This window comes from Paenibacillus tritici (assembly GCF_013204885.1).
Classification (GTDB): Bacteria; Bacillota; Bacilli; order Paenibacillales; family Paenibacillaceae; genus Paenibacillus_AQ; species Paenibacillus_AQ tritici.
Window position 1 is genome coordinate 92,115 of record NZ_JABMKX010000014.1, and the last position, 26,446, is coordinate 118,560.

The following is a 26,446-nucleotide window of genomic DNA, read 5'->3' on the forward strand; positions in this document are numbered from 1 at the left end:
AGCGGTCTACTTATGGGTACCGATGAGTGAGCTTAACCGCTCCAGCAGATCGCCGCCGCCCGTAACCGAGATAGAACCGATCCCGTCGCATATCTTCTCCAGGAATTCCAGCTCCTTCAGACGGAACAACGTCTGATTCTCGTCCATCAGCTTCGCCGTATTCAGCAGACTGCGCGTCGAAGCTGTCTCTTCCCGGCGGGTAAGCAGGTTCGCCTGCGCCTTCTTCTCGGCGAGCAGAACGGTGTTCAGGATGTCCTTCATCTCTCCCGGCAGAATGACATCCTTCACCCCCGCCCCAAGGAAACGTACCCCGAACTCTCCCTCCTTCTCCTGGATACGGGACAGAATGAAGGTGGCAACATCCTCTTTTCGTTTCAGGAGATCGTCCAATTTCAGCGTCCCGACATACTCCCGGAGCAGGAGCTGCAGCTGGATGTGGATCTGCTCGTCGAACCCCTTCATCTCCAGAACGCGGTGCGGATTGACGATGGTGTACTGGCATACGAAGTTCAGACGCAGCGAGACCTTATCTTCTGTCATCATCTCCTGGCCCACCAGATCCATCTGCTGTTGTCTCAGATCGACCGTCTTCGTCAGCACCGAGACCGGCCCCTTCCAGAAATAATACTTACCCGGCGTGAGCTCCCGCTGGAGTGTATGATCATAGAACAGGAATCCCTGCTCGTAGCTCGCAATCTCGTAGCACTGCACATATGGAGTAAGCTTCGATATAATGGAGCGGTCGATCCCGGCAGGCAGCTCCGGCTGCCTGATATCCGTATGGACGAAGGTGTGCTTCCGCAGGATGTTCCAATAAGCATACACACCCGGCTTCAGCACCTGCTTGAATTGACCATCCTCATAGTGCAGAACAATCTCATGATCCTGTACGCGTACGACATCGAGCTCCCGCAGGAGTTCATCCTCCTGTAAGAACAGCTCCAGGTCTTTGCCCTCGACACTAAACGGCCTGCCAATGTTCAGGACGACCACCGTATGCTGCGACCACGAGAAGTAACGGTAGGTTCCCGGCAGCAGCCGCTTCACATAACTTCCCTTATAAAAGAGCAGACCGCGCTGGTCCGCTTGAATCGTGATTTGTTTCAACATCATATGCATTACCCCCTTCATGTTTGGCCAATGGATGACAGAATCCCGCTGTGGACCGGGCGGAATCACATTTGAGACAGGCGGTCTGCCGGGAGGTCCGGGAGGACTTCTAGGGGTCCGAGGCTAACCCAACCTTCAGCCAGCCTTCATTCCCTTCTGTCCTTGCCACTGTCCTCCCCTGCTGCCACACTATCGGTATCCACGGATTGCAAAGCCCTTCCGCAGTGCGCTAGACTAGCCGCCAGAGATTCTGTCCATTGGTTTCCTTACTCCAATTGTGCTTCAATTGTGGCTCGATGGAAATCGAGTACTGTAACCAACGTCGCTGTGAAGGCGATCGGGGAATCGAACCCCTTATCTGCTCTTACCGCAACGGACCGTACAGGATACCGTAACATACATGCCGGCACTGCGGGATCACCTGAGATCCCCGCCTCGTTACGCCCGTTCGGATAAGAACCAGTTGTAGGATGAACGCGCTTGGCGTTACCTTACAGGCTCTATCATCGCTGATATCCGGCGGGGCGAACATGGCGGAAGTATTACGAGGGGAGAATAAATTTCCAGAGGGGATTGTAGGAGGCACAGGAAAAAGCCCAAAGGCAGGTGGGGGCCTGCTTTTGAGCTTTTTTAGAAGAGTCCTGTTGGTAAGTTCACACTTTTCCATTCGTGATCCCTGATGTTCATGTTCGGCATGTTCATTATCGCACTGCTTAATTCCCCCAAAAAGAAATAGACCGCCCTGCCCAAGGGATACAGTCTATTCTTTGACGGTCTACCTTTTGAAGCCACCGCTCTTAAAAGCGGCTATTGCTCCGAGAGTCGTGTGTCCAGTACGGCTCTCTTTTTTATTATACTTTCTCCTGCCTATTGCACCGCTCTCTTAGAATCTCTCATTAGTCCGAGCCCACTCTTCCGGCGGGCTCCATTGGTCGAGTCTGAGCTGTTCGTATATTCAAAATTTTCCATCCGTGGTATAATCGCAGAAGCAATAGAAAGGCTTATATGGGCGGTCGGCTAATCTCCCGGAAGGGAGGTGAAGCCTGTGGAGGTATACCAAGCATTGACGCTAATGATTTCGTTCGCGACTCTGGTTGTGTTGATTCTCTCTTTCCACAAAAAGAAATAGACCGCCCTAGTCAAGGGAAGCGGTCTATTTCTTAACTGCTATTCCGAAAGCCACCGCCCTTAAAAGCGGCTATTGCTCCGAGAGTCGTGTATCCAGCACGGCTCTCTTTGTATTCTACGTTTTTTCTGCCTTTACTATACCACAAATCATATCATAAAGTAAGAAAATGTATGAAGATATCTATTTTCTTAGAACTTCTCATTACCCCGAGCCCACTCTTCCGGCGGACTGAAGTACGCATCGTACTCCTTAAGAGCTTCCGGTGAATGCTTCTCTCTCCAGGCCATCCCGAATCTCCATCAGCAGCTTTCCCAGCATATTGCCGCCCTGACCGTCCCCGCCGTCTCCCCAGTAAGCATCATTCGAGGTATGCTCAACCAGCGTGCAATCGCCGGTGGAGAGCAGGATGGACTTGATAACAGGATGCTGCTCAACCTTTGCCACGAGCGCTTCCCGCATCACCTGCACCTTACACTCCTCCCAATCAGGCCGCAGCGGCCGATCCCGCTCCCGCCCCATCCTAGCCGCTATCATTGGCGTACTGGCGAACCGGATTTCCTCTTCATGCTCTGTCCCTACGAACTTCTGCGCCTGGAAATAATGCTCTGTTGTTGCCCACTCTTTGCCCTTTAACAGGATGGGATGCTTCGAAAAGTTGGAAAAACAGCCATAAGGTTTGTCCGTTTCATAGAAGCGTATAATACGCTCCTCTGGCTTAGTCGATAACCATTCATCATTATCTTCATCAAGTATCTTCTGGATATGTTCCGGGGTGTCCATGGCAATCCTGGCCTCCTTGTGTTCTTTACTCGATCCGTGAATTGAAAATCACATAATCCGGCGCTGTGGGCACATTAATCGTGAATGACAAGGCCCCTGCCTTGGGAGTCGCCTCCGAAGGGCCGGGAAGCTGCCGGACAACGGCCTGACCCAGGCTGTCCACAGCGACCAACTCCAAGCGGGAAGCGCCCTTGGGAATAACAAACCCAGAGGCATTAAGTACGCTGAGAGTCAGCCGGAAACCCTTGCCATCGGTAGACTGCGTCAGTAGTGTCGGATAAAAGGGATTGTGGTGCTCCCCTCCCAAATCTCCAAACGGGGTCACGCTCTTCCAAGACTTGGCCTGCGGCAACACCGTGTCTCCACGCCCCTGCACTATCAGTACTTTGAGTCTGAGCACCTTATACATGTTCTCCCATTTCACCTTCTTCAGCCCGGTGAGGATCGGGTTCATGGGCGCAAACAGCACGCCCTCCCGCAGTTGCGGGGATACTCCCAACGCTATTGTATTCCCGTCTTTGGTTACCGCAGTAGCCTGCCCGGCCCGTAGCTGTCCCACACTCTCACCTAGAAGGGATACCGTGGAGCTCTTTGTGGCGGCATCATACGTCAGCTGTGCCCCTAGCGCACCTGCGAACGCACGGATAGGTACCATCAATTTGCCTGCCTGTATATAGGGCGCCAGCTTACCTGGAAACAGCACATATTGGCTATTGATCAGCAGCGGACTAATCTGGTTCCCCACTACCGGTGCGGCCTGCGCCGGAGCTGCCGAATGTATGGCTGGCAGCAGACCAACACACAGCAGCATAATCAAGGTTTTCATAGCCAGCCGAAAGAATGGATGATGGCGATCATTCATAATTGTTCTCTCCCTTTGTCGTCGTGAATAATTTGAGTAGAATTAAATGCCTAGTGTCTGCATTTTTCCTGCTCTCTTTCAAATATTCCGCACCTCCACCACCCTGCCCAAATCCACATACTCCTCATGATCCAGCTTCACCTGCACTCTGCCCTTGCGGCGCTTCTCCCGCCATTCGCGTAGTGCTTCCTCCGTATCCAGCCGCAGCTCGGCAATCTCCAAAGCCCGGTCCAGGATGTACTTACTCGTATAGAGCACCGTGTAAATCCCTTGTCCTCCAAGCGCGATAGGATCAGCTACCCTCTTCCATTCCTCAATCGTGAAGCGTACATACAGCTCTTCCTCGGTACCCGGCCGACAAGGGATTTCCGTAATCTCCTTACGCCGCAGCACCTGCCAATCCGCTACCTTGCCTACCCAGTGAATGCCTGTTTTGGCGGGATCAATGAATTTCTTGCGGGATTGGCACATCGCGATGTATTCGATCTGGGTCAGCAGCTTCTGGAGGGCAAGATTCTTAAGCGGCATATGATAAAAAGCTTCCCGCAGCGCCACTCCCACCTGCTCCGGCCCCCGGACAGAGCCCACAAGCACATTCTTGCCCGCAAGCTGATTGGCATAGTATTCCTTCGTGCCGCGCGGACGAGTCGAGCGTTCATAAGCCTTCTCTGGACTATCCTGAATAATCTCAGCTAAGAATTGCTCCACCAGGCTTGTGGAATTGGGCAGGAACGGCAAGGCGCCAATGTTGAGCAGCCCGATGCTTTTGTAGAAACGGTGGGACTTGTACCGCTCCTCATCAGGATACGGAAACAACACATACGCCCCGAACATGCTTCGCTCGTATTCCCCTGATCCTATCTCCTGATATACGATCGCATCCCGGTAGCGGTGCATCGTATTAATGTCATCCTCTTCCGGCCCGGGCTGACCATATTTCTGCTGATAAGAAGTCCCCTCGTACGCCGGATTCAAGCGGTACTTGGCATCGAAAACATACTTATACTCCTTGATCTGACCCGCATCCTTCTTCTTCAAGGTAAGCACATTGTCGGGACGTTGACTGAGCGTTGGGGTCCTGTCTGTTCCATGAATCGCATTATAGTACAGGATGAACTGCTCCCCGTTAACCGGATTCTCATAGACCATCTGCGCACTCTGCGAGCGGTCCAGCGTAACGAAGATCCCATTCCGGTTCACCTTAATGATATCCTGCTTCACCAGCGTATACTTCTGTCCCAGCAGCTGATTCAGCTTAAGGAAGCACCAGTATTCATAGAGCTGCGCGACATCCTTCATGGATAGACGAAGCAGGTCGCCTTGGATCGACAGGCCTTTGAGCAGCATGAGATAACAGCGATAGACCTCACGGTATCCGGGGGCCATCTGCAGCACCAGCGTAACGGACATCTGCTTCAGTGCTCCAGCCTCCCGCAGAAAATCTATCTTAAGTACCCGCTCGAGCTGAGTGAGCATCGTGTCGATTCTTCGGATAAGCTGCGGATCTGAGGTCCGGTTATTCTCCTTCCAGCGGCCCTTAAGCTCCTTAAGCTTCCCGTGAATACGTTCCAGCATCCAGCGGACGATCCGGTTCTCACTCGTATCATAGGCGAGGCGCTTCCGTGTCTCTATTAAGTGGGATGCTGTGTAGCTCCGGTTGCCGATCGTTAAGAACCCATGGTTCATGTCTTCTCTTAACCGTTCAGGATGCTTCGCGAGCTCGCGGATGTTCTCTCTTCCGGCTTTTTTGACCCGGCCTGCATCCATTAACCGTCGCTCCTGGAGCAGCGCAACATTAGGATTCTTGTTGATCCGCTCAACGGCATCCAAGAGCTGTCTGAATACATGCTGAAGGATGGCGAAGAACTCCGTCAGGCTCTGATGCTGCGTCTCCCGCAGTCCGGTTAACTGGTACGTCCGGCGCAGAAAATCAAAAGCCAAATTATAAATCTGCGCATTCACTTCATGCAGAAGGTTCTGGTAATCCCGCTTGTAATCCATCTTTGAGGGGAAAATCTCCATCTCCACCCGCAGCAGCGTCTGCCCTTCACCCCGGATCTCCCATTCCGTCAGCCCAACCTCATTCCCAAAGTTCAGCACACCCGCAAGGATCGAGTCACCCAGAGGCTTAACCGCCTGCCGGAGCAGCACATTGTCATGATAGAAAGTAAGCTTAGCCGCCTTCTTGTTCTGAATCACCAGTTCATACGGCTGCGTCTCATAAAAGCAAGGAAAGGACGACTCCCCCGGCTGCCAGTCGATCAGCCTATAGGCTTCAGGCGAGAACACCTTAATCTGTACTTCCCCAAGCCGCTGCGAGCAGGTAATCCCAAGCTGAGCATTCACCCACTCCTGATCCGGGGAGCGATGAAGCTGCAACGTCTCCACCGTAGGATGATAGGGCCGCCCCTGCACATATAGTGTAAAAAGCTCCGTCTCGATACGGAGCAATTCCACCGCCTGATTAAGAGAGCCAGTATGAGGTGAATCCATCTTCCTCCAGCCTCCTCAGCATATAAGCCAATTTACGGGCACTTTGCGGATGCTTAACCCCAGGCGGATTCTGCCCGGCAGCCCATTTCAGATAGAGCGGCGAAGCATCATCGTCCATGAGTTCTTGAACATTAACCGTAATGCCAGCACTGCTGCCTATCGCAACCTTCATCAGGCCCAGCAGAACCCGTCGCACCGATGAATGACTCCCCTGGATACGCGGCAGAATCTTTTGCAGCAGCTGCCAGTCAAACGCCTCTTCCTCCTCCATCAGGCCATACCGTTCGTTATAGATCATATAGAAGCAAATCGCATCCCGCACCCGGAAGCCCACATGAGCATGGATATCCTCCAGCAGTGTATTAATCTTCACCAGTCTCTCCGTCGTCCGCACAACGAGCTCCTGATGGGTATCATAGGCATCCACCAGCTGCAAATAATCGGAACGGAGGAAGAGATGATTCAGCTCATTAAGATCAGCGGGATCGCCCGCGTCCTGCTCAGCCCCTTGCGGATACTGCTGCAGATTGATGTAATTGAACTCCAGGGTGCTTGCGCGGTCGAGAACTTTTTTGCTAAAAGGATGCGTAGTCTCGTCCATATTCACCGTCCCGATCAGGAACACATTCTCCGGGATGCCCAGGCCTCCATAGGTCGCTCGATCCTCAGGTATACCCAGCAAGGCACTCGAGATCAGCTCCTGCGTCTGAATCTCACTCTCCCGCCACTCCTGCGTCTCCAGCACACTTAACAGATCACTGAAATAATGCTCCACCCGGGCCAGATTCATCTCATCCAGACAGATAAAATAAGGCTTATGCCGGTTCTCCGGCTGCCGCGCCTCCACGAACACCTGCGTCATCGGACCCGGCTGGAACCTGCCCGACAGATCCTTATACCCCAGCAGATCCGCAGGATCACTCCAATCCGGCCGCACCGGAATCAAGGTATACTGCCCATTATCCCGCGTCGCCCCCAGTGCCTCCGCAAACAGCTTCACCAGCCGCGTCTTCCCCGTCCCCGATATCCCCGCCAGAATCACAAACGGCTTCGCCTTCAGCGAGAGGTAGAAGTTCTCGATTAGATGCTCCGGGAAAAAGAAGCCTTGGCGGCGGATGTGGGATTGGATGTGGTGGAGGATACTTGTAACTTCCTCGTCCTTTAACGGCTCGGCTTCTTGTGGCAATAGTTCCACTTCCTCATCAATGGCTTCGTCATCACTGGGCGCAATCACCGATTCCACATATAGACGGTAATCCTCGATTACATTCTCGAGATCTTGAATTAACTGCTCATCATTCGGAACATTACCTCTATCATATTTAATGTAAGCGATGGTCGATACCTGATAGTCTTGACCAAGACCACTATCCACAAGATGAATGTTCTCATCCTTATTCATATTAGTCAGGTCAAGGAGATCTAGAAGAGCTTCTTTGCGATCTCTCAGATAAGCATAGCCTTCTCTGCGCCCCTTCTCTTGAATGGGCTTTGTTACACCCTGATTAAACGTAAGATACACAGCACTCATATCCTCAGCAAATAGATACACAATATATTCCCCGTGCTGAGTTGTTTCCGTTATTCGTTTATCCAGAACTGCCAGCCATGGTACCGTTGCCCAATTGCCTTGTCCAATTGACCCTTGAACCTTGTATTGCTCATCTATGGAAGGTAATGCTTTAAGCTCTGAAGGCAGGGTCTGGCGAAACAATGTGCCAAGAGAATGACCTGCGAATCCTTCCATTTTAGCAGAGGTGTACTCCGCCAGGATTTTCTCCAGATAACCTTGCAAAGAGAACCGCTGCAAAGCAGCGTTGTAAGCCTGTAGCTCCTCGTTGGCAAGCCGCTCTAATTGTGAGAGCCCCTCTTCCCCTAGCTGTCTATGAATCTGGCTATGAAACCCAATAGTGTTCTCTCTCAAATCTACATACAAAATATGCGAAAGTGCATTAACAGGACTGTTAAGGATATCCTTCAACCGACTTTTAGATGCCTCTCGCCATAACTTCCGCCCTTGTGGCAAATCTACCCGGTTTCCTCTTTCTTGTTCAGCTATGAAGTAGTTAAGGAACCGCATTTTAACTCGATCATAAGACACTCGCTCCCGCTTGGACGCTCTAAGCTCTTCAATTAAGGATAGGATTAAGACAATCTTATATGATTTTTGTTTTCGCTTGAATATCTGTGCGATTGTTTCTGGTAATGGCATGTGAGTCCTCCAAGGTGGTTAACTATTATTTTTAGTTGGAAGCTTTTCAAAATGAAGTTAGCGAACGGTTCAGTCTGTGACGCTCGACTGATTCAGTTATTCATTAAATAGAGCAAAGCCTTTTCTAGTCTTGATTTACAATATGTATGGTTATTCGACAATATGGGAAAGTATCCCTTCCAGACACAAGAAAAAGGACTGTCGCCTGGACAGTCCAAAAATAAAGTATGCGTATACGTTTTTGATTCTGTCTTAATCGGAGAGAATAGAAGGAGCAGTAAAGGCATTTGCGAGCTGCATACCATCTTTTAGTCCTTGTAGATATAGACGTTCATTAAGAGCAGATTGCTTCAATTGCAGCTTATCCTCCCAATACTCAAACTCTGGCATGCGTGCAATATCCATGGAGTCAAACAACGCCTGAAAGGCCTTGCTCTCTTCTTCAAAAGCATGCCTAGACTCAGATTGATATTCAATCTGTGCGGTTACCTCATTCAATCGACCTTGAATCGTTTGTACAAACCACACTGGAAAGCTCACCACATCTCCCCCAAGACAGAAGTTTAAACGAAAAGCCTCTGAATATCCGTTCTTTTCTAGATGCATTTGATTAATGAGTTCATCCACTCTACGACTCTGGGCTTGAACTGCTTCATTGCCGCTCAGTGGAATTCCTTGCTCCAGTGATCTCTGGCCAAGTTCATTCAGCTTGCGCTTTTCCTCCTCATATTTCTGCATCAGATGTTGCATTACAAACCCTCCTTCCTGGAAAAGCTATGTCTGTAGACGATGTGAAGATATTTTAATGCGTTTATCGGTTTATTTTATTTTAATTCGATATCCGCATTAAAACAACAGTTACCTCGCATACAATTTGGTTAAATTGTGAGGTGACACGGAAATGAGACATCGTAAAGAGCCCCCAGGCGACAAAAACATCATCGGGACTCGAGTTGTAGCTATTCGAAAAGCTAAGCGAATGAAGCAAAAGGATTTCCTTGCCAGGTTGCAAACCTTCGGATTAGATATTAGTCCGACTAGTTTATCGAGATTAGAAGGTCAATACAGATTAGTTCAGGATTATGAAGTGGTTGCCATAGCGAAGGCGCTGGAGGTTTCTGTTGTGGAGTTGTTGGGGGAACTTGAATAGCCCTTATTTGGACAGATGACATTGTTTCGTTTCAATGAATGTATTTCACAAAATCATCACATTAAAAAAGGTTATTTCTGAATTGACGACCTCCCTCTAAAAACGAGAGAAAAGGCTTTAGGCAAGCTTTCAGCCTTTTTCCTCATACCTCTTATAATTATTACTTATCACTCAATTTTTGTCATAAGTTCATTACGCTTAACAAGGGATACTTGCATAACTTTATATTCCACAAAAAAAGCCACACACTCCATATGCATAAGTGTCTATCACTGACTTAAGCAATAAGAAGACCGAATGCAATTTGCGTCAAACTCCCAGTTTCAGAATTCTTGTTCTAATTCAAAATCAAGCCAGCGGCGCTCCAGCATCGCGCTCAGGACCTATATTCCGTTAGTTGCTCTACTTCCTAGCGCCTTCGCTCTGCGCTTCTCAGCGTCTTGGGCGGAATAAGCTATTCTCCTATGTCAGGCAGCACGAGCATTCTCTACCTGGAGTTGATTGTTGTTATGTTGCTTATTCAGCATTTTGCTTTCGGAATGCTTGCTCAATGATAACCATAACATCATCAAGTTTATTTAAGCCGTCCAAGTATACTTCAACATCGCCGTTTCCCAAGTGACCGATTCCCGAAACATCTCGGCAGATACCCTTTGGATCGGCAACTTCGATAAAACGTAAGTTTACCCAGATGTGTAATCGTTGTTTCTGAACTTCAACATCCGCAAAATTTGTGTCTAATTTATATGCCACGTACTGTTTATTAAAGACACGACTAATGACTGTACCGAGATTCAATATCCTCAAATTCAATGATTCAAAAAGAATTTTTGTGAAACCGTCTGAATTCCCATAGCTCTCAAATGTATACTGTGTAACGGAATCATCCAGTTTACGATACGGTTCTAGTTCTTTATCAGCGAGCATCGGGTACGGCCATACCTTCATTGCTAATTCCGCAAGTCTTCTGGCGCGTTCATTTATCTGTGTTTCGCCCCACTCTGACTGTTCGACGATATATTCATTGAGACGTAAAGCACTTTGCTTGTATCCTTGCGATATTGTAAGTTTATCGCTGAATGGCTTATTCGACATAGACGAATTGTCAGCCCAATGCGCAAGAGTTAAATTGCCAACGGTATGCAGTAGTACCTTCTGCACTACTCCCCATTCTGATGCTTTTGGTTTTTGCGGGAATACGTGTTCAACCGACAGGTCATCCAAAGATACGATCTTATGCCCATTCCACGTTTCTAATTTGCAGAGGATGAAACGACATATTTTCTTACTGTATACATCTTGGGTGACAAACTCGTCGATAAACCTCTTGTCACGTGGAAATTCCTTTGACGATTCCTGCAAGATAAAGAACGCCTTTACCGAGTTGAGGTAATCTGATTCATTTATCGAGTTTTTTAATACCGCAAACATATAGTTCAATCCGGTCGTGCGCATGCTACAGACTGAGCGCCGAAGCGCATAGTTTACGCATATGGATACGATTTCAAGTAATGTTGTTACCGAAATAATATTGTTCGCACAATCTTCGTGAGTCTTCATCAAGAATGGATAGGCAACACCTAATCCTATGGTTTTCAAGTCAATGTATAAAGATTTAAGTTGTACATCGCTGCTTTCACCAGAATCCATATCTGCGTAGTGCTTTGCGAATGCCAGAAGGTCGCGGCAGAGTTCCTCTGTTTTAGTGTTCCAATAAATGTTTCGATAGAGCTTGAATTCTTTATATACATCGCGCTGATTGACCAACCTCCCGAGTTTCATAGTCAGGTAGTCACGGAAGAAATTGTCCATCAATACAGCCTTGTCTCCATATGAAAATAATTCTTCCATATGAATCCATACGTTGTTGTAAACAAATTCCTGTCTTCCCGAAGGAAGACCCATAAGGATAAAGTTTCTTATAAGATCGGAATCTTTCAAATCTATACCAGTGGAGTTCAGACTTTCAAAAATCGCCTGCGGATCGTCGTATTGGCGGTCCAGCGCGATATCGACTATCTGGAGTTTTCCTATGGCTTGATAAATCTCGTCGGCCTTTAGGTCACCCTTTGCGATTTGCCTCTCAAAAAACTCATAGTTTGAAAGAATCTTTGAAACAGATTCGCGATTAGGAGCGATGCTTTCAATCAACTTTTTCAGCATCTCTTGGTCAGTTTTAGTAAGCAGAAGCTTATAGCGGTCTCCGTCACGTTTATATGAATTAATGAGAAGAGTGTCTGTTATTTCTGCAGCGTTGATTTCTGTAGTTGTATTGTTATTTTTGATAAAGTCCCGAAGCGCAATCAACAGTAGTGTAAGCGTAGTCAGACGCTGTTGCCCGTCGATAATCATTGCCTTAGGGAAGCCAGCTGCCGACACTTCGTCAATGCGGACAATGGAGCCAACAAAATGCCCTTCGTGATTCTCCTTTTGCATCATGACGATGTCCGCCCAAAGTCGTTGGCATTGCTCAATTCCCCAACTGTAGACTCGCTGATAAATGGGGATGCTGTACTGCCTTATACCATTCATATATTCAAAAATATTGCTTTTAAAAGCATTCACTCTCTTATCCCCCTTAACTTTCAGTCCACATCTCACACTGCCCGATAACGGTAGAGATTGCGTCTTCTATACCTTCCGGCGGGTATTTAAACTTCTTCAGTAGTTTCTTGACCATACGTCGCATTCCGGCGCGGGCAGATTCTTTCTTCTGCCAGTCAATAGTGCGGTTTTTGCGGAGCATATCTGTAAGTTCTTTAGTCATGGCCACAAGTTCCTCGTTATGGTAGAAGTCCTTGATGTTTTTGGGGCGTGTCAAAGCATCGTAGAAGGCCAACTCCTCGTCGGTTAAACCCAGAGCATCGCCTTGAAAATGGGCATTCGCCATATCATTTGCCATTGTCATCAGTTCTGCGATGACTTCTTCGTTGGAGAGCATGCCATTGAGATAAGCTTTCATAGCACGTGAGAGCATCTCAGAAAATTTTTCACTCTTGACGAGGTTCGTATGGCGGTAGATCGCTACCTGCTCTGCGAGCAACTTCTTTAAAATTTCAACCGCAAGATTACGCGCCTTCATCTTTGAGATTTCCTCAAGAAACTTAGGGTCAAAAAGGGAGAAGCCTGTGTTTACATCGGAGAATAAGTTGATGACTCCTTCGCTCTGAATACTAGCTTTGAGCAGTTCGTTTACGCGGGCATTTATATCTTTTAGCGACAGCGGCTTACCTTCGCCAGTGATACGAGTAATAAGTGTACGGACCGCCTCGAAATATGCCGCCTCAAATCGCAAATCTGTGGTGAGAAGTGAACGACACAGCGACAATGCCTGACGAAGCAACATAGTTTCTTTGACAAAAAACTCACGCTGCTTTTCTTTGCTTACGCTTGACAGAAAATTCACTCCGTTGCTGATTGCCTTGGCGCGACTTAGATCAGTAGCTGTTTCACTCATAAAGCCTGAATAATCAAAACCGTGGAGCAGGTCGCGGCAAACCTCCAGTTTTTCATGAAATATCACTTGAGCAGTATTTGCGATATCCATATCACCGTAGTTATTCTTATCGCGATTGGTATAATCGTTCATCGCCTGCTTCAACGCCGATGCAATACCAACATAATCGACCACTAGACCGCCTTCTTTATTTTTATAAACACGATTTACGCGGGCGATTGCCTGCATCAAATTATGGCCTGCCATCGGCTTATAAACATACATCGTTGCTAAGCTAGGAATATCGAATCCCGTCAGCCACATGTCTACTACTATAGCGATTTTTAACAAGCTAGCGTTATCCTTAAACTTCTTCGCCATTTCATCCTTATGACGTTTGTTTCCGATGATCTCACGCCATTCTTCAGGATCGTTGTTATTGCTTGTCATCACCACGCCAATTTTTTGTGTCCAGTCAGGGCGCATATCTAATATTTCATGATAAATTTTCATTGCCACCGGGCGGGAATACGCCACAATCATTGCCTTACCAGTCAGTTCATACTGGCGGTTTTCCTCATAGTGTTTTAAGATGTCTTCACATAGGGCAGTTATTGTCTGGCCTGCACCGAGGATGCTCTCCATCTGCCCGAGTTCCTTTTTGCTTTTTTCAATTGCGTATGTTTCAGCATTTTGCGCCATAATGTCGTACTCAGTATCAATAAGACGTAAAATATCTTCATTCAATTTGAGATGGATGACGCGGCTTTCATAGTAAACTGGGCGAGTTGCTCCATCCTCAACAGCTTGTGTCATGTCGTAGATGTCAATATAATTTCCAAATACTTCGATTGTTGAGCGATCTTTCGATGATATCGGGGTGCCTGTAAATCCTATGTATGTTGCGTTCGGCAGACTGTTCCGTATAATCCGGGCCGTGCCTAGAATTACACGCCCTGTCTTAGCATCAACCTTTTCTTCAAGCCCATATTGTCCACGGTGAGCCTCGTCGGTTATAACGATGATGTTTCGGCGATCAGAAAGAGCTTCTGAAGACTCTTCAAACTTTTGCATGGTAGTGAAAATAATTCCGTTCGCCTGCCTACCTTCAAGAAGTTCTTTTAAATGAAAACGACTATCAGCTTGCTGCGGTGTTTGCCGCAGGAAATCTGCACATTTGGCGAACTGCCCAAAAAGTTGGTCATCAAGATCATTTCGATCGGTAAGCACAATGATAGTAGGCGATTTTAACGTTTCCTGTAACAGATGAGCATAGAATATCATGGACAGGGACTTGCCGCTGCCTTGCGTATGCCAAAACACGCCACCGCGACCATCTGCCTCGATTGCTTTTATGGTTGAAGCAATTGCCTTATGAACGGCAAAGTACTGATGATATGCACCAAGAATTTTCGCATCGCCTGAAAAGCAGATGAAGTTTTTGATAATATCAATAACTCGTCGTTTATCAAATACCCCTTCAATGAAGGTGTCGAACTGGGCGTACTGCGTATTCTCATAACTGCCGTCTTTTGTTTTCCATTCCATAAAACGGTCTTCATCGGCAGTAATTGTGCCGACTTTGGACATGGCAAGATCACTCATTACCAGGAAAGCATTATATATAAACAAGGACGGTATTTCTATCATATAATTACGAAGCTGGCGATGGGCTTTACTAGCGTCGGTTTCCTCCCTACTCGGCGATTTAAGTTCAAACACCACAACAGGCAGTCCGTTCAGAAAAACAATAATATCCGGGCGTTTTTCGCTATTTTCGGTAATGGTCCACTGATTTGCAACAGTAAAATCATTTTGCTCTATGTTATCGTAATCCACAAGATAGACAAGAGATGCCCGCTGCTCACCATCATCGAAATAGTTCACTGATATACCATTTTGCAGATAGTCCATAAATTGGACATTTTTCTGCAACAACGTGCCACTCTCAAAATTACGCAGCTTGTAGATTGCCTCGAATAGCGCTGCTTCCGGGAGTTTTGAATTAATACGTAGCAGAGCAGGAAATAATTCATCCATATACAAAGATTCGGTATAATCACGCTCAACGTTTGGACCGTAAACGTAGCTGTATCCTAACGTATCGCGGAGTATCTCTATTACTGCGTTTTCGTAGTTGGCTTCGGTATATGGCACAGTTCTACCCCCCTTCATATTTATTCTTTATGTAAGCTGCCTGGTGCTCTAATTCTGGGAAAAGGAATCCATGATTGATTCCGAATGTTTCAAGTTCCAGTAACAGTTTAGCCTTTTCATCTTTAGGTATAATAATTGAACGGCCTATACCATCATCAAAGTCTTTGACCAGTAGAGGCTTCAGATCAAATTCTGTTTTTTGAAATGGGTTACTACTTTGGTCGCCACGTATTCCAACAATAATGAATGCTCCCTGCTGCCGTTTAATGCGCTCGTTATTCATTGGTGCTTCAATTAGTACGTGTGATACGGTAGTTAAATAGCCAAGTTCTGGACTTTTTATTTCTCTATCACTTAAAAAACCCAGCATTTTCCGCTCTGATGATCCGCTATATTCAGCCAAGGCAACAAGACTTCTAACATTTATGTCATAAGGACGTTGAATGTAATCATAAAAGATTAAAACCTCTCCGTCACTTTCAGGATCCTTACTACAAGCGAAATACAGAGCAACAAGAGGATTCAAGGTTATATCTAAAAGTCTTGTTGGAAGCCCGTAGTGTTGCATTTTGATAAGACGTTCAAATGAGTTACCAATAGCATTAAATTCACTTGGAGAGTTAAGCACAATGTCGCTTATCAAAATGTGCTCTTTTGTGAGCAATCCATTTCTAAAAACACTTGGAGTTAATAAATAGGATGAGTCAGACTGTCCACGATAGAATAAAATTCGTTTGTCATCCAGAGCTTTGGCGACTTTAGTGTTCTTTAAAAAGATATTTAAATATGTCCCAAGACATGGTTCATCATCATTTATCATCTGATCTTGTAATTGAGCATTTCCCTCAGTTAATGTTGCACACATCAGACTTTACTCCTTTCTTATTTAATCTTGGTTAACAGCCTTTAGGTCAGAAACGGACAATTCACCAGACATCAGGCGGGGTAACAGGGTATCTCTTAACGCAGCTAGGCGAGTAGATTGCACCTGATTTTCATAAATAGCATGAAATAATGGAGCTAACTGCATCTGGATTGTTTTACCTTCATCCAATGTTGGTACAATAATTTTACAACCTCCGATATCTAAAGCTTTTATAGAAGGAAAGGTGGAAACACTTTGTTCTGCAAGCTGTTGAAGTTGCTCAATAATAGCCTCTGACGTGAGCGTTAAATAAATGTATTCATTGCATACAGCAGGATTCACACTTCTCAATACAGCAAATCCTGTTGAGACTAACATATTATCAACGGGATGAGCGATAATACCAAAATGCCGTTGATTGGGTCTAACCGTGGAGTAGACTATATCATTTGCCCTAACTTTGCGCTTTGCTCTACTAGGCAACTTACCGTCAAGTAAAGCAAAATGTTGAATTGATTCAATTTCATTATTAGAGATATTCCCTGTGTCAAGATAGTTCACATATTCCCATCCTTCTTTTCCGGAATATGTGTCAGTGTTTATCGCTGCAATGTCGGAAATGGTGCAAATATTGCTTGTACAGCGCTTCTTAAAATCAGTAAAAATAGTCTGGGCAGTCTGCTCTAGCTGATGATTTATCTTTGTATTTATATCAATTTTTTTCGACAATAAATAATACATATCTCCAATTTTACGTTGCGTTTCCAAGTCTGGTTCTGGGATAAGAAGCTGATCAAGAAAACTTTTTTTAAAGTGTGGTATTACATCGCCTACACTCGTATTGTATATTTGAGTCTGAATATTAGAACTTCTAAGTACTGCAAACAAAAACTTGTTATACATACGATCATTTGTTCTGAAAGCTATCATATCTTGTGCAATGCAAAAATCCACTAGGTCAGGAACCATACATACTCTTCCCGGAGTCCCTTTATTAACAAAGAGAATATCTCCAGGGATTGGATGTGCACGAAACCACGTTTTATATGTTTCATCTGATAAATATCGTACTTTTTCATAAACAGGATACAGTTTGTCGTTGCGAACACAGTTTGTCGCAATCAATTGATGTCCCTTCTCTTCAGTCGGAACAGTTTTGCCTCTATTGTCAACAACAAATGACAACAAGTCAGGTAAGGATGTTAATTTCCACTTAGATTTCATACCCAATCGCCGCCAATCTTTTCCGGATTTCGTACTCCAATTCATGAGAGCGTTTGAACATATCAGAGAGTTCTTCAGTCAGCCTCGTCATTTTCTCATCAAAAGGTTCACCATCCTCCTCTTGCTCTTCAATGCCAACATAGCGCCCCGGTGTGAGTATGTAATCCTGCTTCACGATTTCAGCAGTTGTGACCGCGGCACAGTAGCCTTTCACATCCTCAAGCGTCCCATTGTCAAACGCCTCAAATGTAGCAGCAATTTTCAAAATATCGCCATCACTTCCATCTAGATTTTTATAAGTTAATTCACGCAGCCGACGGTTTACCATCGTTCCCATTTTCCGCGCATCAATAAATAATGTTTTCCCCTTTTGCTGCTTGTTTCTGCTGATGAACCATAGCGAAACTGGAATTTGCGTAGTGAAGAAGAGCTGTGGCGGCATCGCAATAATCCCTTCAACAAGGTCATCCTCAATAATTCTTCGGCGAATCTTGCCTTCTCCTCCACTCTGAGAGGACAGCGAGCCGTTAGCAAGTACCAAGCCCATTTTGCCATTTGGTGAAAGGTGGTAGATCATATGCTGAAGCCACGCAAAGTTCGCGTTACCGGATGGAGGCAGACCAAATTTCCAACGTGGGTCATCATTTAGAGAGCCATCATTCCAGTCTGAAAGATTGAACGGCGGATTAGCGAGTATGAATTCTGCTTTTAGCGTAGGATGCAAATCATTATGAAAAGTATCAGCGTTATACCCACCAAGATCAGCTTCAATGCCTCGTATAGCAAGGTTCATCAATGCTAATTTCCGTGTGGTAGGATTGGCGTCCTGTCCAAATATGGATAAGTTATTGATATTACCTGCATGGTGATTAACGAAATCAGCTGACTGTACGAACATTCCACCAGAACCGTAACAAGGGTCGTATACTCGACCTTTAAAGGGTTTTAATACCTCAACAAGCGTACGAACCACGCAGGATGGTGTATAGAATTCACCTGCACGTTTGCCTTCTTGCTCAGCGAACTTGGCCAAGCAGTATTCATAGGTTCGACCAAGAATGTCTTTATTTGTGCCGTGCTCTATCATCTGAATGTTGCTAAACAAATCAACCACATTCCCAAGACGACGTTTGTCCAATTCACTACGAGCATAGTTCTTAGGAAGAATATCTTTAAGCCGTTTATTCTCTTTTTCAATAGCTCGCATGGCACGGTCAATTATTCCGCCGATATCAAAATACTCCTCTCTTCCGTTTTCATCAGTTACTTTTCCACTTTTGTGTGCCCATTCAGAGAGCACATTCCACCTTGCAATAGGCGGTACATAAAAAATATTCACCTCAGTGTAAGCGTCCTTATCTTCCACGTCGTCATTATCGGCAAGTAGTTCTTGATAACGTTCCTCGAACTTGTCCGAGATGTACTTCAGAAAAATAAGTCCAAGAACGACATGCTTATATTCGGATGCATCCATATTCCCGCGCAGGATGTCGGCTGCTGTCCAGATTTGTTGTTCAAAGCCGATATCTGCTGTGTTATTTCCATTTGCCATGCAATATAGTCCTCCTATTTATATGCTCGAATACACAAACAATTAGTTTCACATGAATATATAGATACTCTTTCAGTATATCAATGAAATACTTAATTAACTAGAAGCACTAAATATCCCTTCTTGTTATTTGCAAAGAACTCAAAATAAAATTTAAGATTTTAAATACGCACAGCTAATTGCTCTAGAGATTTTCCTATACTTAAAAAATCAACGACTCGTATTAAATAGATTCTTCATTTTAATAATTATTTACTCAACTTTCGCACCAGGAAAATGAGCCTAAACCCTTGAGTACGTAAGGAAAATCCAATTGATTTAATCGCATTGACAAAAAAACACCTCACTTGTTTGGTATCATGGAAGTGCGACCAACCATGCCAACAAGAAAGGTGCGTAACTCTATGTTACAACAACATTCCCTGTCTGAACAGTCTCGCTTTTCCAACCTTTTTGCCAGTCTTCACATCGGGAAATCGTTGCGACAAGCGGGTATTTCTAAATCGTTTGGTCTTTCGAGTTTAGCCATTTTCCAAATCATTTTCTCTTTGGTCTTCGAAGGGAAGAATTGGTATCGACTTCTGGAAAGTGACCGCGCAGCCGATCTTCCCGGCAAAGACGTGATCTACCGTTTTTTGAATCAAGCCTCTTTTGCCTGGCGACGCTTTTTGCAGGTCTTAAGCCTTCGCATCGTGCGCCATTTCGAATCGCTTATTTCGTCGCACCGAGTACGCGTATTCATTATTGACGATTCCGTGCTCAGCCGAAACCGGAGCAAAAAAGCGGAACTTTTGGCACGTGTATTTGACCACTCCACAGGCAAATTTACCAAAGGCTACACGATGCTAACGCTAGGCTGTCAGACGGCTTTAGCTTTGCTCCACTTGACTTTGTCATGCTGTCTTCAGCCAAATTAGCCAACCGTCTGTGCGAAATGGCTTCGAATCTCTCCAAACGCAGTAACGGCTACAAGCGCCGGATGGAGGCCTTTTCTCGGAAGCCGGATGCAGTCGTAGCCTTGTTGGAACGAGCCTTAGGTGCAGGATTCACCGCCGATTACGTGCTTATGGATAGCTGGTTTACGCAAGCTCCACTGCTCCGTGAGCTCGCCGCCAAAGGGCTTCCCGTCATTGGTATGGTGAAAGAAATGAAGCAACGCTACCTGGTTCAAGGTAAGCGAATGACACTCCGCGAGGTTTTTCAAAGCCTTCCCACATCGAAAGCCAAAGACATTAAAGGCTCGGTCATCGTGCACACCGCCTGCGGTCTGCCCGTGAAGCTTGTGTTTGTCCGCAACCGGAATAAAAAACGAGAGTGGCTGGCCATTTTAAGCACCGATGTAACGCTGGATGCAGCTGAAATCGTACGAATCTATGGCATGCGCTGGAGCATAGAGACCTTTTTCAAAGTCACCAAAAGCTACTTGAAACTGGGAACTGAATTTCAGAGCCGTTCCTTTGATGGGCTGATTAGCCATACGACGATTGTATTCAGTCGATATTTGGCAATGGATTACGAACGGCGTCAATCGAGTGATGACCGAACACTGGGAGGACTCTTCTTTCTCTTTGCCGACGAGGTCCGCGATCTGGACTACCAGACCGCGCTTCAGCAGCTCATGAGTTTATTTCTCGAAATGTCCCAGGCGAAAACCAAGAAGAACAAAATAGCTGTTTTTTGTCAACTACACGAATGGATCTCCGGTTTACCCAGCTATATCAAGGGTTTGTTTGCGGATTTGAGCTGCGAAAGTTGAGTTATTTATCACTCTCCCATCCATTTTCCAAATGCTTTTCCCATCTAAGCTCATTCATCCCCGGGTAAAAAATCGCCCCTATCCTGCCGTAACTTATAAAACCACCGCACAACCGGATACTTCAACCCCACCTTCTCCACCATACTCATTATCTGCTTTTTTCCAGCCCCTCTGTCCACCAAAGCCAGAATATTCAATGCAATATCATAGCTCTCTAGGCTTTCCTCTATAGGGATAGCCAAGAACTTATAAGCCATCATGATAAAATTCGATTTACTTAGCAGCCTGAGCGGACATTAGGTCTTTGGTATGTTCTGTACTTTTTCTGCTTGTGCAATTACGATTAGACGATCCTCCGGCACTGTTCCCTTTAAGCTTGTCTGATCGCTTCTACACGGAGCTCTCCAACTTTGACAGCTTAATCTCCAAGTCCCTCCGCCTCGTCCTACTCTTTTCTTCCAAATTCGCCCCGAAGCAGCCGCACTTCACTGGTGGACTTGGTGTTCATTTATTTCTTAATTCGCTGGCCCAGAGGAAGCCGCTGACATACATTTTGATCTGATTCATCTGAGCATAAAATGATAATCCGCTCGGCTCAACGGATGCCTGAATATAAACATCCTCCTCTTCCTGCTCAAACCAGTGTGGAATTCCATCTGTATACCCTATCCAACCAGGCATAAGCGCATATATATTAGCAACTCTATCCCATACTTCATCAGGTAGATGGGCCCATATATTCAGATTACAATGATGAGAGGTTATTTCATTCATTTGCCTTCCCCCCTTAGCCTAACAACTTATAGCAAATAAACCTTACGTAATAATCTTCTTGGAATAGACACTCAACGTATAATCATCTAGTGTATAATCGTCGATGTCTGACTCCAAACTACCATCAAAGTCAGCTTTATCTATATATAGCGATAGAACTTTGCCAATCTCATTAAGCTTTTCCACTACACATTCGAACGATAGTTTTACTCCCTCATAAAAAGAAACTATGGATAATCGTATTGTAGGAATTTGATAATCACCCCACAAATAAAAGACAAAGGACTTCCCTTGATAGTGTTCGCTCAAATATCGGGACCAAGAATCCTCAATGAAGCTTATAGTCTGCTCTAATTCGTTCAGCGAAATCCTGTTCGTCCTGATCGGCTTGTTCAGCTTCTGAATGGTATAGAGGTTATGGCGAGCCTCCGCATTGTACTGTTTCTTGTCGTTTGAGAACAGCAAATCCGGACGTTCTGCTATCTCCAATATTTCGTGGAAGGTCTTTATGCTCTTACTCTTGAGAAAATCAATCTTTGTATGGTCATAACCTCCAAACCTTCAGATAGACTTCAATCACATCGTACCATATGTTGGAATTCCCTTCCTATCATTAGAGGCTCAACCACTCTCATCCACCTTAGACTTGCTATTGATGAATTACACGGTTAATTATTCACTTGAAAAAAGGATTATTTTTCTATATTTTTAAATATAAAGTAACCATTATAATAACAGCTGTGACAGCACAATTGTAAATGAGCCTCAAGCGGAGCTTTATAACCCTCCATCAATCCAGTTAGAAATTGCAGTTGTTGGTGATGTTCCTTTTGATAACATTAGAAATCTAAGCTACATACCAAAAAGCCTCAAAGATATTATTAAAGACACTAATATAAATTATGATGGCTTAATCATTACAAAGGATCATCTGGCTGAAGCAGCCAAGCAGGAATATAAGGATTTTTTCAGTAACATAACGTATCCGGTATTTTTCATGGGGACTGAGAATCTACTGGTGAATGTATTTCATGACGACAGATTAACTCTTGAGGCCGCAAGAATAGATGGTTTTGGAGCTCATGTATCCGGATTTGTTCTATTAGAGGGCAAGTTTCAGCAGTGGGGCTTATACTTACCAAATAACTCTACAGAACAAGATATGAATAGAGATATGATTCTAAGAATCTCCAATATATTAGAAGATTTCAAAATTCTACGCAGTAACATGAAAACTGCAACTTAAATTCACCCTATAGTGAAACACGACAAATCCCCTCACAACTACTTATAGATGCCCAGAAGATGTCCTGCCATCCCTGGCCAGACAAACAGAAATACCCTCTCCGCGAAGAGAGGGTACCCTTATTATCTTCTCTTATCCCATCAACTCATAAAAATACTTAGCGAGATAATTTCATATCTATAACGTTAATTGCTTGGTTTGCATTCATGTTCTCACCAGCTTTCGAGTTATCTAGCAACTTTATCCCATACTTCATCAGGTAGATAATACCATATGTTCAGATTGCAATTATGAGAGTGTTTTACCTCCATTTGCCTTCCCCCTTAGCCTTCACCTTCAATTAGGCTTTAATTTACACCATACCATATATTGGAATCCCCTTCCTTTCGTTCGAGACTCAATCTGTCAACGCCTAACTCTCAGGTACACTAATTGTTTGATTTTTGTTTTGCTCACCTTGTTAAGTTCAATAAGGGGTCGAAGTGGCATCGGTACTGGTCCCAAATGGAGGTTCTATCACACGTATCCTCACTTTATCAACTACAGCCCTTATTGCTTTCAAACAAAATTACTGAGGGTGAAAATCAGAGAACCCCGATATCAGAACTCTAGACCCCTTATTTACGCTATCCACCTTCCAAGTACCGTTCGTGAATACAAGAGTGACCGTCCGGTCTTCTGCATATTGATCTTCTCCTGTAAGACCATTCGCCAATATTACGGATTGTGTAAGTGTGGCAGAATTCTTGCTAGTATAAATAGGTGAAGTGGCCGGCGCTTCATAAGTCCCCACTGTGTTTAAGCCTTTGTTCTGAACAATCGACTTAATTAACCAATCCGTGAAATACGGCTGAAAGGTTGAATTTACATTTTTAATTGAAGATACCTTTGATGCTTGGTTTAATTTATCCGATAGTAGTTTCAAGCGTGAGTCAGTAATTTTGTTTTTATCCGGAATTTGATTAGACGGGGTCTCCATATTGACAACGAGTCCCTTGTTGCCTAATGTTACTGTTGCTTGTTTAGACAGTTGATCCCACGCTACAGTCGCTCCTAACGACTGACTAACAAAACGAAGAGGGACATACGTTGTTCCTTTGATGACCTGTGTGGCAGTATCCAAATCAACATATTCCCGGGACGGTGTGTCTGGAGTTTCACTCGATGGAGCAGATTCAATAATTACACGTTTGAAATTTGCGGCAAGCCATATGGTTGAATTTCCATTTTTGATTTTAACAACTTTATCCGCTTGAAACCATTGCAAACTTGCACCAAGATTTTCGGAGACAGCACGTAAGGGGACTAATACCCGACCGTTGTTTATTTGACCATTGTTAATGGTAGTAGATGTTGGTACCTCTGCCGCATAACTAGGCTCTGTTGTTAAAGGCAGCAAAAGAAGTGCTGATGAAAGCAAAGAAATCGTCCATTTTTTTATCATAATATAACCTCCTCATAATAAGTTCGCCTTAACTATACTCACGCTTCCCCACTCCTAACACTATTTAACTATCCAATATTTGTACACCATTTATTGAAATGAATCCATAGTACGTTCTGTTCAAAATTATGATTTGAATGCAAAAAGGCAGCCTCACGTGCTAGGCTGCCTTCTTTGAATTGAATAGAGAATTATTGATTCTAATTATATTACGCAACTTACGCAGCTTGAAATTGGTAGAAAAAGCCTTGATGTAATTGGACAAAGCGGGCATGAAGCCCCCGGTCTTCAATTCTACCGATTAATGGAGCAGGCGTGAACCAGCTAAAAGAGAGGGGGCTTCATTAACTGCTCTTATCCCATCAACGCATAGTAATACTTCGCTTCCTGAGTCTTATACAGACCATACCAGGCCTCTAATTTCTCTGGTGCAAATACATCCAGGGCTTTCAACACATGCAGAGTAAATTCCAGCGGGGCGATGCCGGTTGCTGTGATCAGCTTGCCGTCCGTTACAGCAGGATGATTCTGGTAGAACTCTTCGCCGGTGTAGGCGGGACAGATCATTTTGAGGTACTCCAGGTCATTGCTTGTATGAGGGCGTGAGTTCAGTATTCCGGCCTGGGCAAGTCCTATCGTAGCCCCGCAGATCGCTGCCACTAATATATCTTCCTGTATACATCTCTCAGCAAGCCCAAGGATCGGCTTGTGGATGGCTTCGGTCCATGTCTCACCACCGGGTAGGATCAAGGCGTCTCCGCTTACCAAGCTGCACTCCTCTACCGTGATGTCAGGCATGATTTTCAGTCCGCCCATGGTAGTGAAAAGCTTCTTCTCATTGGCTATGGTTACTATTGTAGATGGGGCTTGTCCCTCCTTGTAACACCTTCCCGAGTTCAGTTCAGCCGTTAGATACCCTATTTCCCAGTCTGCCATGGTGTCTAACACATATAGATATACCTTATTATTCATTTGTACGTCCTCCTTCAAGTTTCTTTCTTTTTTTATTATAAAACAGCTTCACTGACACATGCTGTCAGCGAAGCTGTTAGAGTTACTTTTAATTATTGCCCCCATACCCCTTATACGTAGCATATACGGCATTGGCATATTGATCCGCCAGGATAGGGCGGCCGTAGGAATCGGTAGCGCCCGGATACCAGTTGTCGCCTCCGTTGTAGTGTAAGAGTCCGTTGTAGATATTGCCGAATCTGACGATCTTCTCATCGAGAATCAGTCCGCCTAAGGCTACCTGATCCTGTTCGCTGCTGTGATTGTATGTGCGGCCGAATTTGGCGCTGAATTGGGATAGATAGGCATTACGGGTGTTCGGCTCGACCTGCATCAATCCGTCACCGGCGGATGGACTGCCCGGCAGACCTGCTCCGAAGCTACTCTCCTTCTTGATCACCGCGCTTAGTAGTAGTGCGAAGTCTCCGCCTTTTCCGAATTTATTGTCCACATTCATGGCATAGGTCCAGATCTGGCTGGGCACCTCGGAGGGCCTCGTTACCGAAGGATTCGGTGAACCCGTATAGATTTTGACCGAAGACATCTTGTCATTCACACTGTCGCCGACCCAGGAGGAGCTTGCCGTGTAGGTCCACTTCGTGCCGCCGAAATTATCGTCCGCATACACTTCAACCGTCCAGCCGTTAGGAACCTTGAGCGAGGACATCCAGTCATTCGGAATTCCGGCAGCATTGAGCTGAGACAATCCATAATTGCCTACGCCAAGGGTTACGGCATTGCCCCCATAGTTAATATTCGCATACAAGATGACTCCATTCGTTGCCGGGGGTGTGGTCGGCGCAGGTGTCGGTGTTGGCGTTGTAGTGCTGCCGCTCTTCCATAGTGCAGGAACATTAGCCGGCTCCCAGCCTGTGAGGGAAGTATGTGCCTGAAGACAGGTATAGGTCCCTCCGCTATAGGTTACGGTATCGTTTACTGCATAAGCCGTATTGGGAGCCCATGCTCCTCTGGCGGCCGCATTTGCCTGCGGTAAGGCGGTGAAGAACAGGGATAGGAACATTGCTACAACTACCATTAGGGACACGGCTCTGGCTGGAGCATTGTGCTTCAGTCTCATCAATCTCATAATCCTCCTTTATTTAATTTACCGGTTTCGCTCATTAGGCGATCCACAGGGTATTATATTGTATTGTCATTTGTGAAATTAATTCCATGCCTGATGAATTTTAACGGGCAATGGAATGGACAACTCACTATGTCTTGCTGCAAAATACGGGTTAACCA

At 45.4% G+C, this 26,446-nt stretch carries 17 protein-coding genes and 3 pseudogenes; 4 read left to right on the plus strand and 16 right to left on the minus strand.

Annotated features, from left to right (window positions below):
• Nucleotides 1-6 precede the first annotated feature (6 nt).
• Nucleotides 7-1,110, minus strand: coding sequence for a slipin family protein (locus tag HQN87_RS23845; protein ID WP_173138488.1), 1,104 nt, complete (start codon nucleotides 1,108-1,110; stop codon nucleotides 7-9).
• Nucleotides 1,111-1,783: 673 nt separating this feature from the next.
• Between HQN87_RS23845 and HQN87_RS33245 the strand changes: the two are divergent.
• A pseudogene (locus HQN87_RS33245) lies at nucleotides 1,784-1,846 on the plus strand (putative holin-like toxin); the annotation flags it as partial.
• Between the two features lie 309 nt (nucleotides 1,847-2,155).
• Nucleotides 2,156-2,239: a putative holin-like toxin gene (locus HQN87_RS33085; RefSeq protein ID WP_367272796.1), complete on the plus strand. Its 84-nt coding sequence runs from the start codon at nucleotides 2,156-2,158 to the stop codon at nucleotides 2,237-2,239.
• Between the two features lie 249 nt (nucleotides 2,240-2,488).
• Here HQN87_RS33085 and ybiA read toward each other — a convergent pair whose 3' ends face one another.
• The 5 genes from ybiA to HQN87_RS23870 form a co-directional block, all read right to left on the minus strand.
• The gene (gene ybiA, locus HQN87_RS23850; protein WP_173138410.1) at nucleotides 2,489-3,019 is read right to left on the minus strand and encodes a riboflavin biosynthesis intermediates N-glycosidase; all 531 of its coding nucleotides are present in this window, start codon (nucleotides 3,017-3,019) and stop codon (nucleotides 2,489-2,491) included.
• Between the two features lie 25 nt (nucleotides 3,020-3,044).
• On the minus strand, nucleotides 3,045-3,881 hold the full coding sequence (locus tag HQN87_RS23855; RefSeq protein ID WP_173138412.1) for a copper amine oxidase N-terminal domain-containing protein: 837 nt from the start codon (nucleotides 3,879-3,881) through the stop codon (nucleotides 3,045-3,047).
• A 78-nt stretch (nucleotides 3,882-3,959) separates the two neighbouring features.
• A complete protein-coding gene (locus tag HQN87_RS23860; RefSeq protein WP_173138414.1) occupies nucleotides 3,960-6,374 on the minus strand; it encodes a restriction endonuclease-like protein in 2,415 nt (804 codons plus the stop codon).
• Entirely contained in the window at nucleotides 6,346-8,586 is a 2,241-nt protein-coding gene (locus tag HQN87_RS23865) for an MrcB family domain-containing protein (RefSeq protein WP_173138416.1), read from the minus strand. Before HQN87_RS23865 ends, HQN87_RS23860 begins: the two co-directional genes overlap by 29 nt.
• Before the next feature lie 252 nt (nucleotides 8,587-8,838).
• The gene (locus HQN87_RS23870) at nucleotides 8,839-9,336 is read right to left on the minus strand and encodes a hypothetical protein (RefSeq protein ID WP_038585799.1); all 498 of its coding nucleotides are present in this window, start codon (nucleotides 9,334-9,336) and stop codon (nucleotides 8,839-8,841) included.
• A gap of 151 nt (nucleotides 9,337-9,487) precedes the next feature.
• On the opposite strand from HQN87_RS23870, the gene HQN87_RS23875 reads away from it, so the two are divergent.
• Entirely contained in the window at nucleotides 9,488-9,736 is a 249-nt protein-coding gene (locus HQN87_RS23875; RefSeq protein WP_173138418.1) for a helix-turn-helix domain-containing protein, read from the plus strand.
• A 516-nt stretch (nucleotides 9,737-10,252) separates the two neighbouring features.
• Here HQN87_RS23875 and HQN87_RS23880 read toward each other — a convergent pair.
• Genes HQN87_RS23880 through HQN87_RS23900 form a run of 5 tightly spaced genes read right to left on the minus strand, consistent with a single transcriptional unit; the run spans nucleotide 10,253 to nucleotide 18,970 of the window.
• Nucleotides 10,253-12,301: a GmrSD restriction endonuclease domain-containing protein gene (locus tag HQN87_RS23880; RefSeq protein ID WP_173138420.1), complete on the minus strand. Its 2,049-nt coding sequence runs from the start codon at nucleotides 12,299-12,301 to the stop codon at nucleotides 10,253-10,255.
• A 13-nt stretch (nucleotides 12,302-12,314) separates the two neighbouring features.
• Nucleotides 12,315-15,329, minus strand: a complete 3,015-nt coding sequence (locus HQN87_RS23885) for a type I restriction endonuclease subunit R (RefSeq protein ID WP_173138422.1) — start codon at nucleotides 15,327-15,329, stop codon at nucleotides 12,315-12,317.
• Nucleotides 15,330-15,333: 4 nt separating this feature from the next.
• A complete protein-coding gene (locus HQN87_RS23890) occupies nucleotides 15,334-16,194 on the minus strand; it encodes an FRG domain-containing protein (RefSeq protein ID WP_173138424.1) in 861 nt (286 codons plus the stop codon).
• A 21-nt stretch (nucleotides 16,195-16,215) separates the two neighbouring features.
• Entirely contained in the window at nucleotides 16,216-17,418 is a 1,203-nt protein-coding gene (locus HQN87_RS23895; RefSeq protein ID WP_173138426.1) for a restriction endonuclease subunit S, read from the minus strand.
• Complete coding sequence (locus HQN87_RS23900; RefSeq protein ID WP_173138428.1) at nucleotides 17,408-18,970, minus strand: type I restriction-modification system subunit M; 1,563 nt, start codon at nucleotides 18,968-18,970, stop codon at nucleotides 17,408-17,410. The genes HQN87_RS23895 and HQN87_RS23900 overlap by 11 nt, the downstream gene beginning before the upstream one ends.
• 404 nt (nucleotides 18,971-19,374) lie before the next feature.
• Here HQN87_RS23900 and HQN87_RS23905 point away from each other — a divergent pair.
• Nucleotides 19,375-20,726: pseudogene (locus HQN87_RS23905) on the plus strand (IS4 family transposase).
• A gap of 50 nt (nucleotides 20,727-20,776) precedes the next feature.
• Here HQN87_RS23905 and HQN87_RS23910 read toward each other — a convergent pair.
• From HQN87_RS23910 to HQN87_RS23935, 5 genes and pseudogenes are all read right to left on the minus strand, one after another.
• Nucleotides 20,777-21,097: pseudogene (locus tag HQN87_RS23910) on the minus strand (SF0329 family protein); the annotation flags it as partial.
• Between the two features lie 133 nt (nucleotides 21,098-21,230).
• Nucleotides 21,231-21,500, minus strand: a complete 270-nt coding sequence (locus HQN87_RS23915) for a hypothetical protein (protein ID WP_173138432.1) — start codon at nucleotides 21,498-21,500, stop codon at nucleotides 21,231-21,233.
• Nucleotides 21,501-23,314: 1,814 nt separating this feature from the next.
• Nucleotides 23,315-24,190 carry a copper amine oxidase N-terminal domain-containing protein gene (locus tag HQN87_RS23925; protein ID WP_173138433.1) on the minus strand — a complete coding sequence of 292 codons (876 nt, stop codon included), beginning with the start codon at nucleotides 24,188-24,190 and terminating at the stop codon, nucleotides 23,315-23,317.
• A 354-nt stretch (nucleotides 24,191-24,544) separates the two neighbouring features.
• Nucleotides 24,545-25,162 carry a type 1 glutamine amidotransferase family protein gene (locus HQN87_RS23930; RefSeq protein WP_173138435.1) on the minus strand — a complete coding sequence of 206 codons (618 nt, stop codon included), beginning with the start codon at nucleotides 25,160-25,162 and terminating at the stop codon, nucleotides 24,545-24,547.
• An 88-nt stretch (nucleotides 25,163-25,250) separates the two neighbouring features.
• A complete protein-coding gene (locus HQN87_RS23935; RefSeq protein ID WP_173138492.1) occupies nucleotides 25,251-26,279 on the minus strand; it encodes a carbohydrate-binding protein in 1,029 nt (342 codons plus the stop codon).
• Nucleotides 26,280-26,446: the final 167 nt, after the last annotated feature.

What these genes read in the sequence shown, in the direction of transcription:
- HQN87_RS23845 (WP_173138488.1), bottom strand. Translation starts at nt 1,110, where the DNA reads ATGTTGAAACAAATCACGATTCAAGCGGACCAGCGCGGTCTGCTCTTT.
- ybiA (WP_173138410.1), bottom strand. Translation starts at nt 3,019, where the DNA reads ATGGACACCCCGGAACATATCCAGAAGATACTTGATGAAGATAATGAT.
- HQN87_RS23855 (WP_173138412.1), bottom strand. Translation starts at nt 3,881, where the DNA reads ATGAATGATCGCCATCATCCATTCTTTCGGCTGGCTATGAAAACCTTG.
- HQN87_RS23860 (WP_173138414.1), bottom strand. Translation starts at nt 6,374, where the DNA reads ATGGATTCACCTCATACTGGCTCTCTTAATCAGGCGGTGGAATTGCTC.
- HQN87_RS23865 (WP_173138416.1), bottom strand. Translation starts at nt 8,586, where the DNA reads ATGCCATTACCAGAAACAATCGCACAGATATTCAAGCGAAAACAAAAA.
- HQN87_RS23870 (WP_038585799.1), bottom strand. Translation starts at nt 9,336, where the DNA reads ATGCAACATCTGATGCAGAAATATGAGGAGGAAAAGCGCAAGCTGAAT.
- HQN87_RS23875 (WP_173138418.1), top strand. Translation starts at nt 9,488, where the DNA reads ATGAGACATCGTAAAGAGCCCCCAGGCGACAAAAACATCATCGGGACT.
- HQN87_RS23890 (WP_173138424.1), bottom strand. Translation starts at nt 16,194, where the DNA reads ATGTGTGCAACATTAACTGAGGGAAATGCTCAATTACAAGATCAGATG.
- HQN87_RS23895 (WP_173138426.1), bottom strand. Translation starts at nt 17,418, where the DNA reads ATGAAATCTAAGTGGAAATTAACATCCTTACCTGACTTGTTGTCATTT.
- HQN87_RS23900 (WP_173138428.1), bottom strand. Translation starts at nt 18,970, where the DNA reads ATGGCAAATGGAAATAACACAGCAGATATCGGCTTTGAACAACAAATC.
- HQN87_RS23915 (WP_173138432.1), bottom strand. Translation starts at nt 21,500, where the DNA reads ATGAATGAAATAACCTCTCATCATTGTAATCTGAATATATGGGCCCAT.
- HQN87_RS23925 (WP_173138433.1), bottom strand. Translation starts at nt 24,190, where the DNA reads ATGATAAAAAAATGGACGATTTCTTTGCTTTCATCAGCACTTCTTTTG.
- HQN87_RS23930 (WP_173138435.1), bottom strand. Translation starts at nt 25,162, where the DNA reads ATGAATAATAAGGTATATCTATATGTGTTAGACACCATGGCAGACTGG.
- HQN87_RS23935 (WP_173138492.1), bottom strand. Translation starts at nt 26,279, where the DNA reads ATGAGACTGAAGCACAATGCTCCAGCCAGAGCCGTGTCCCTAATGGTA.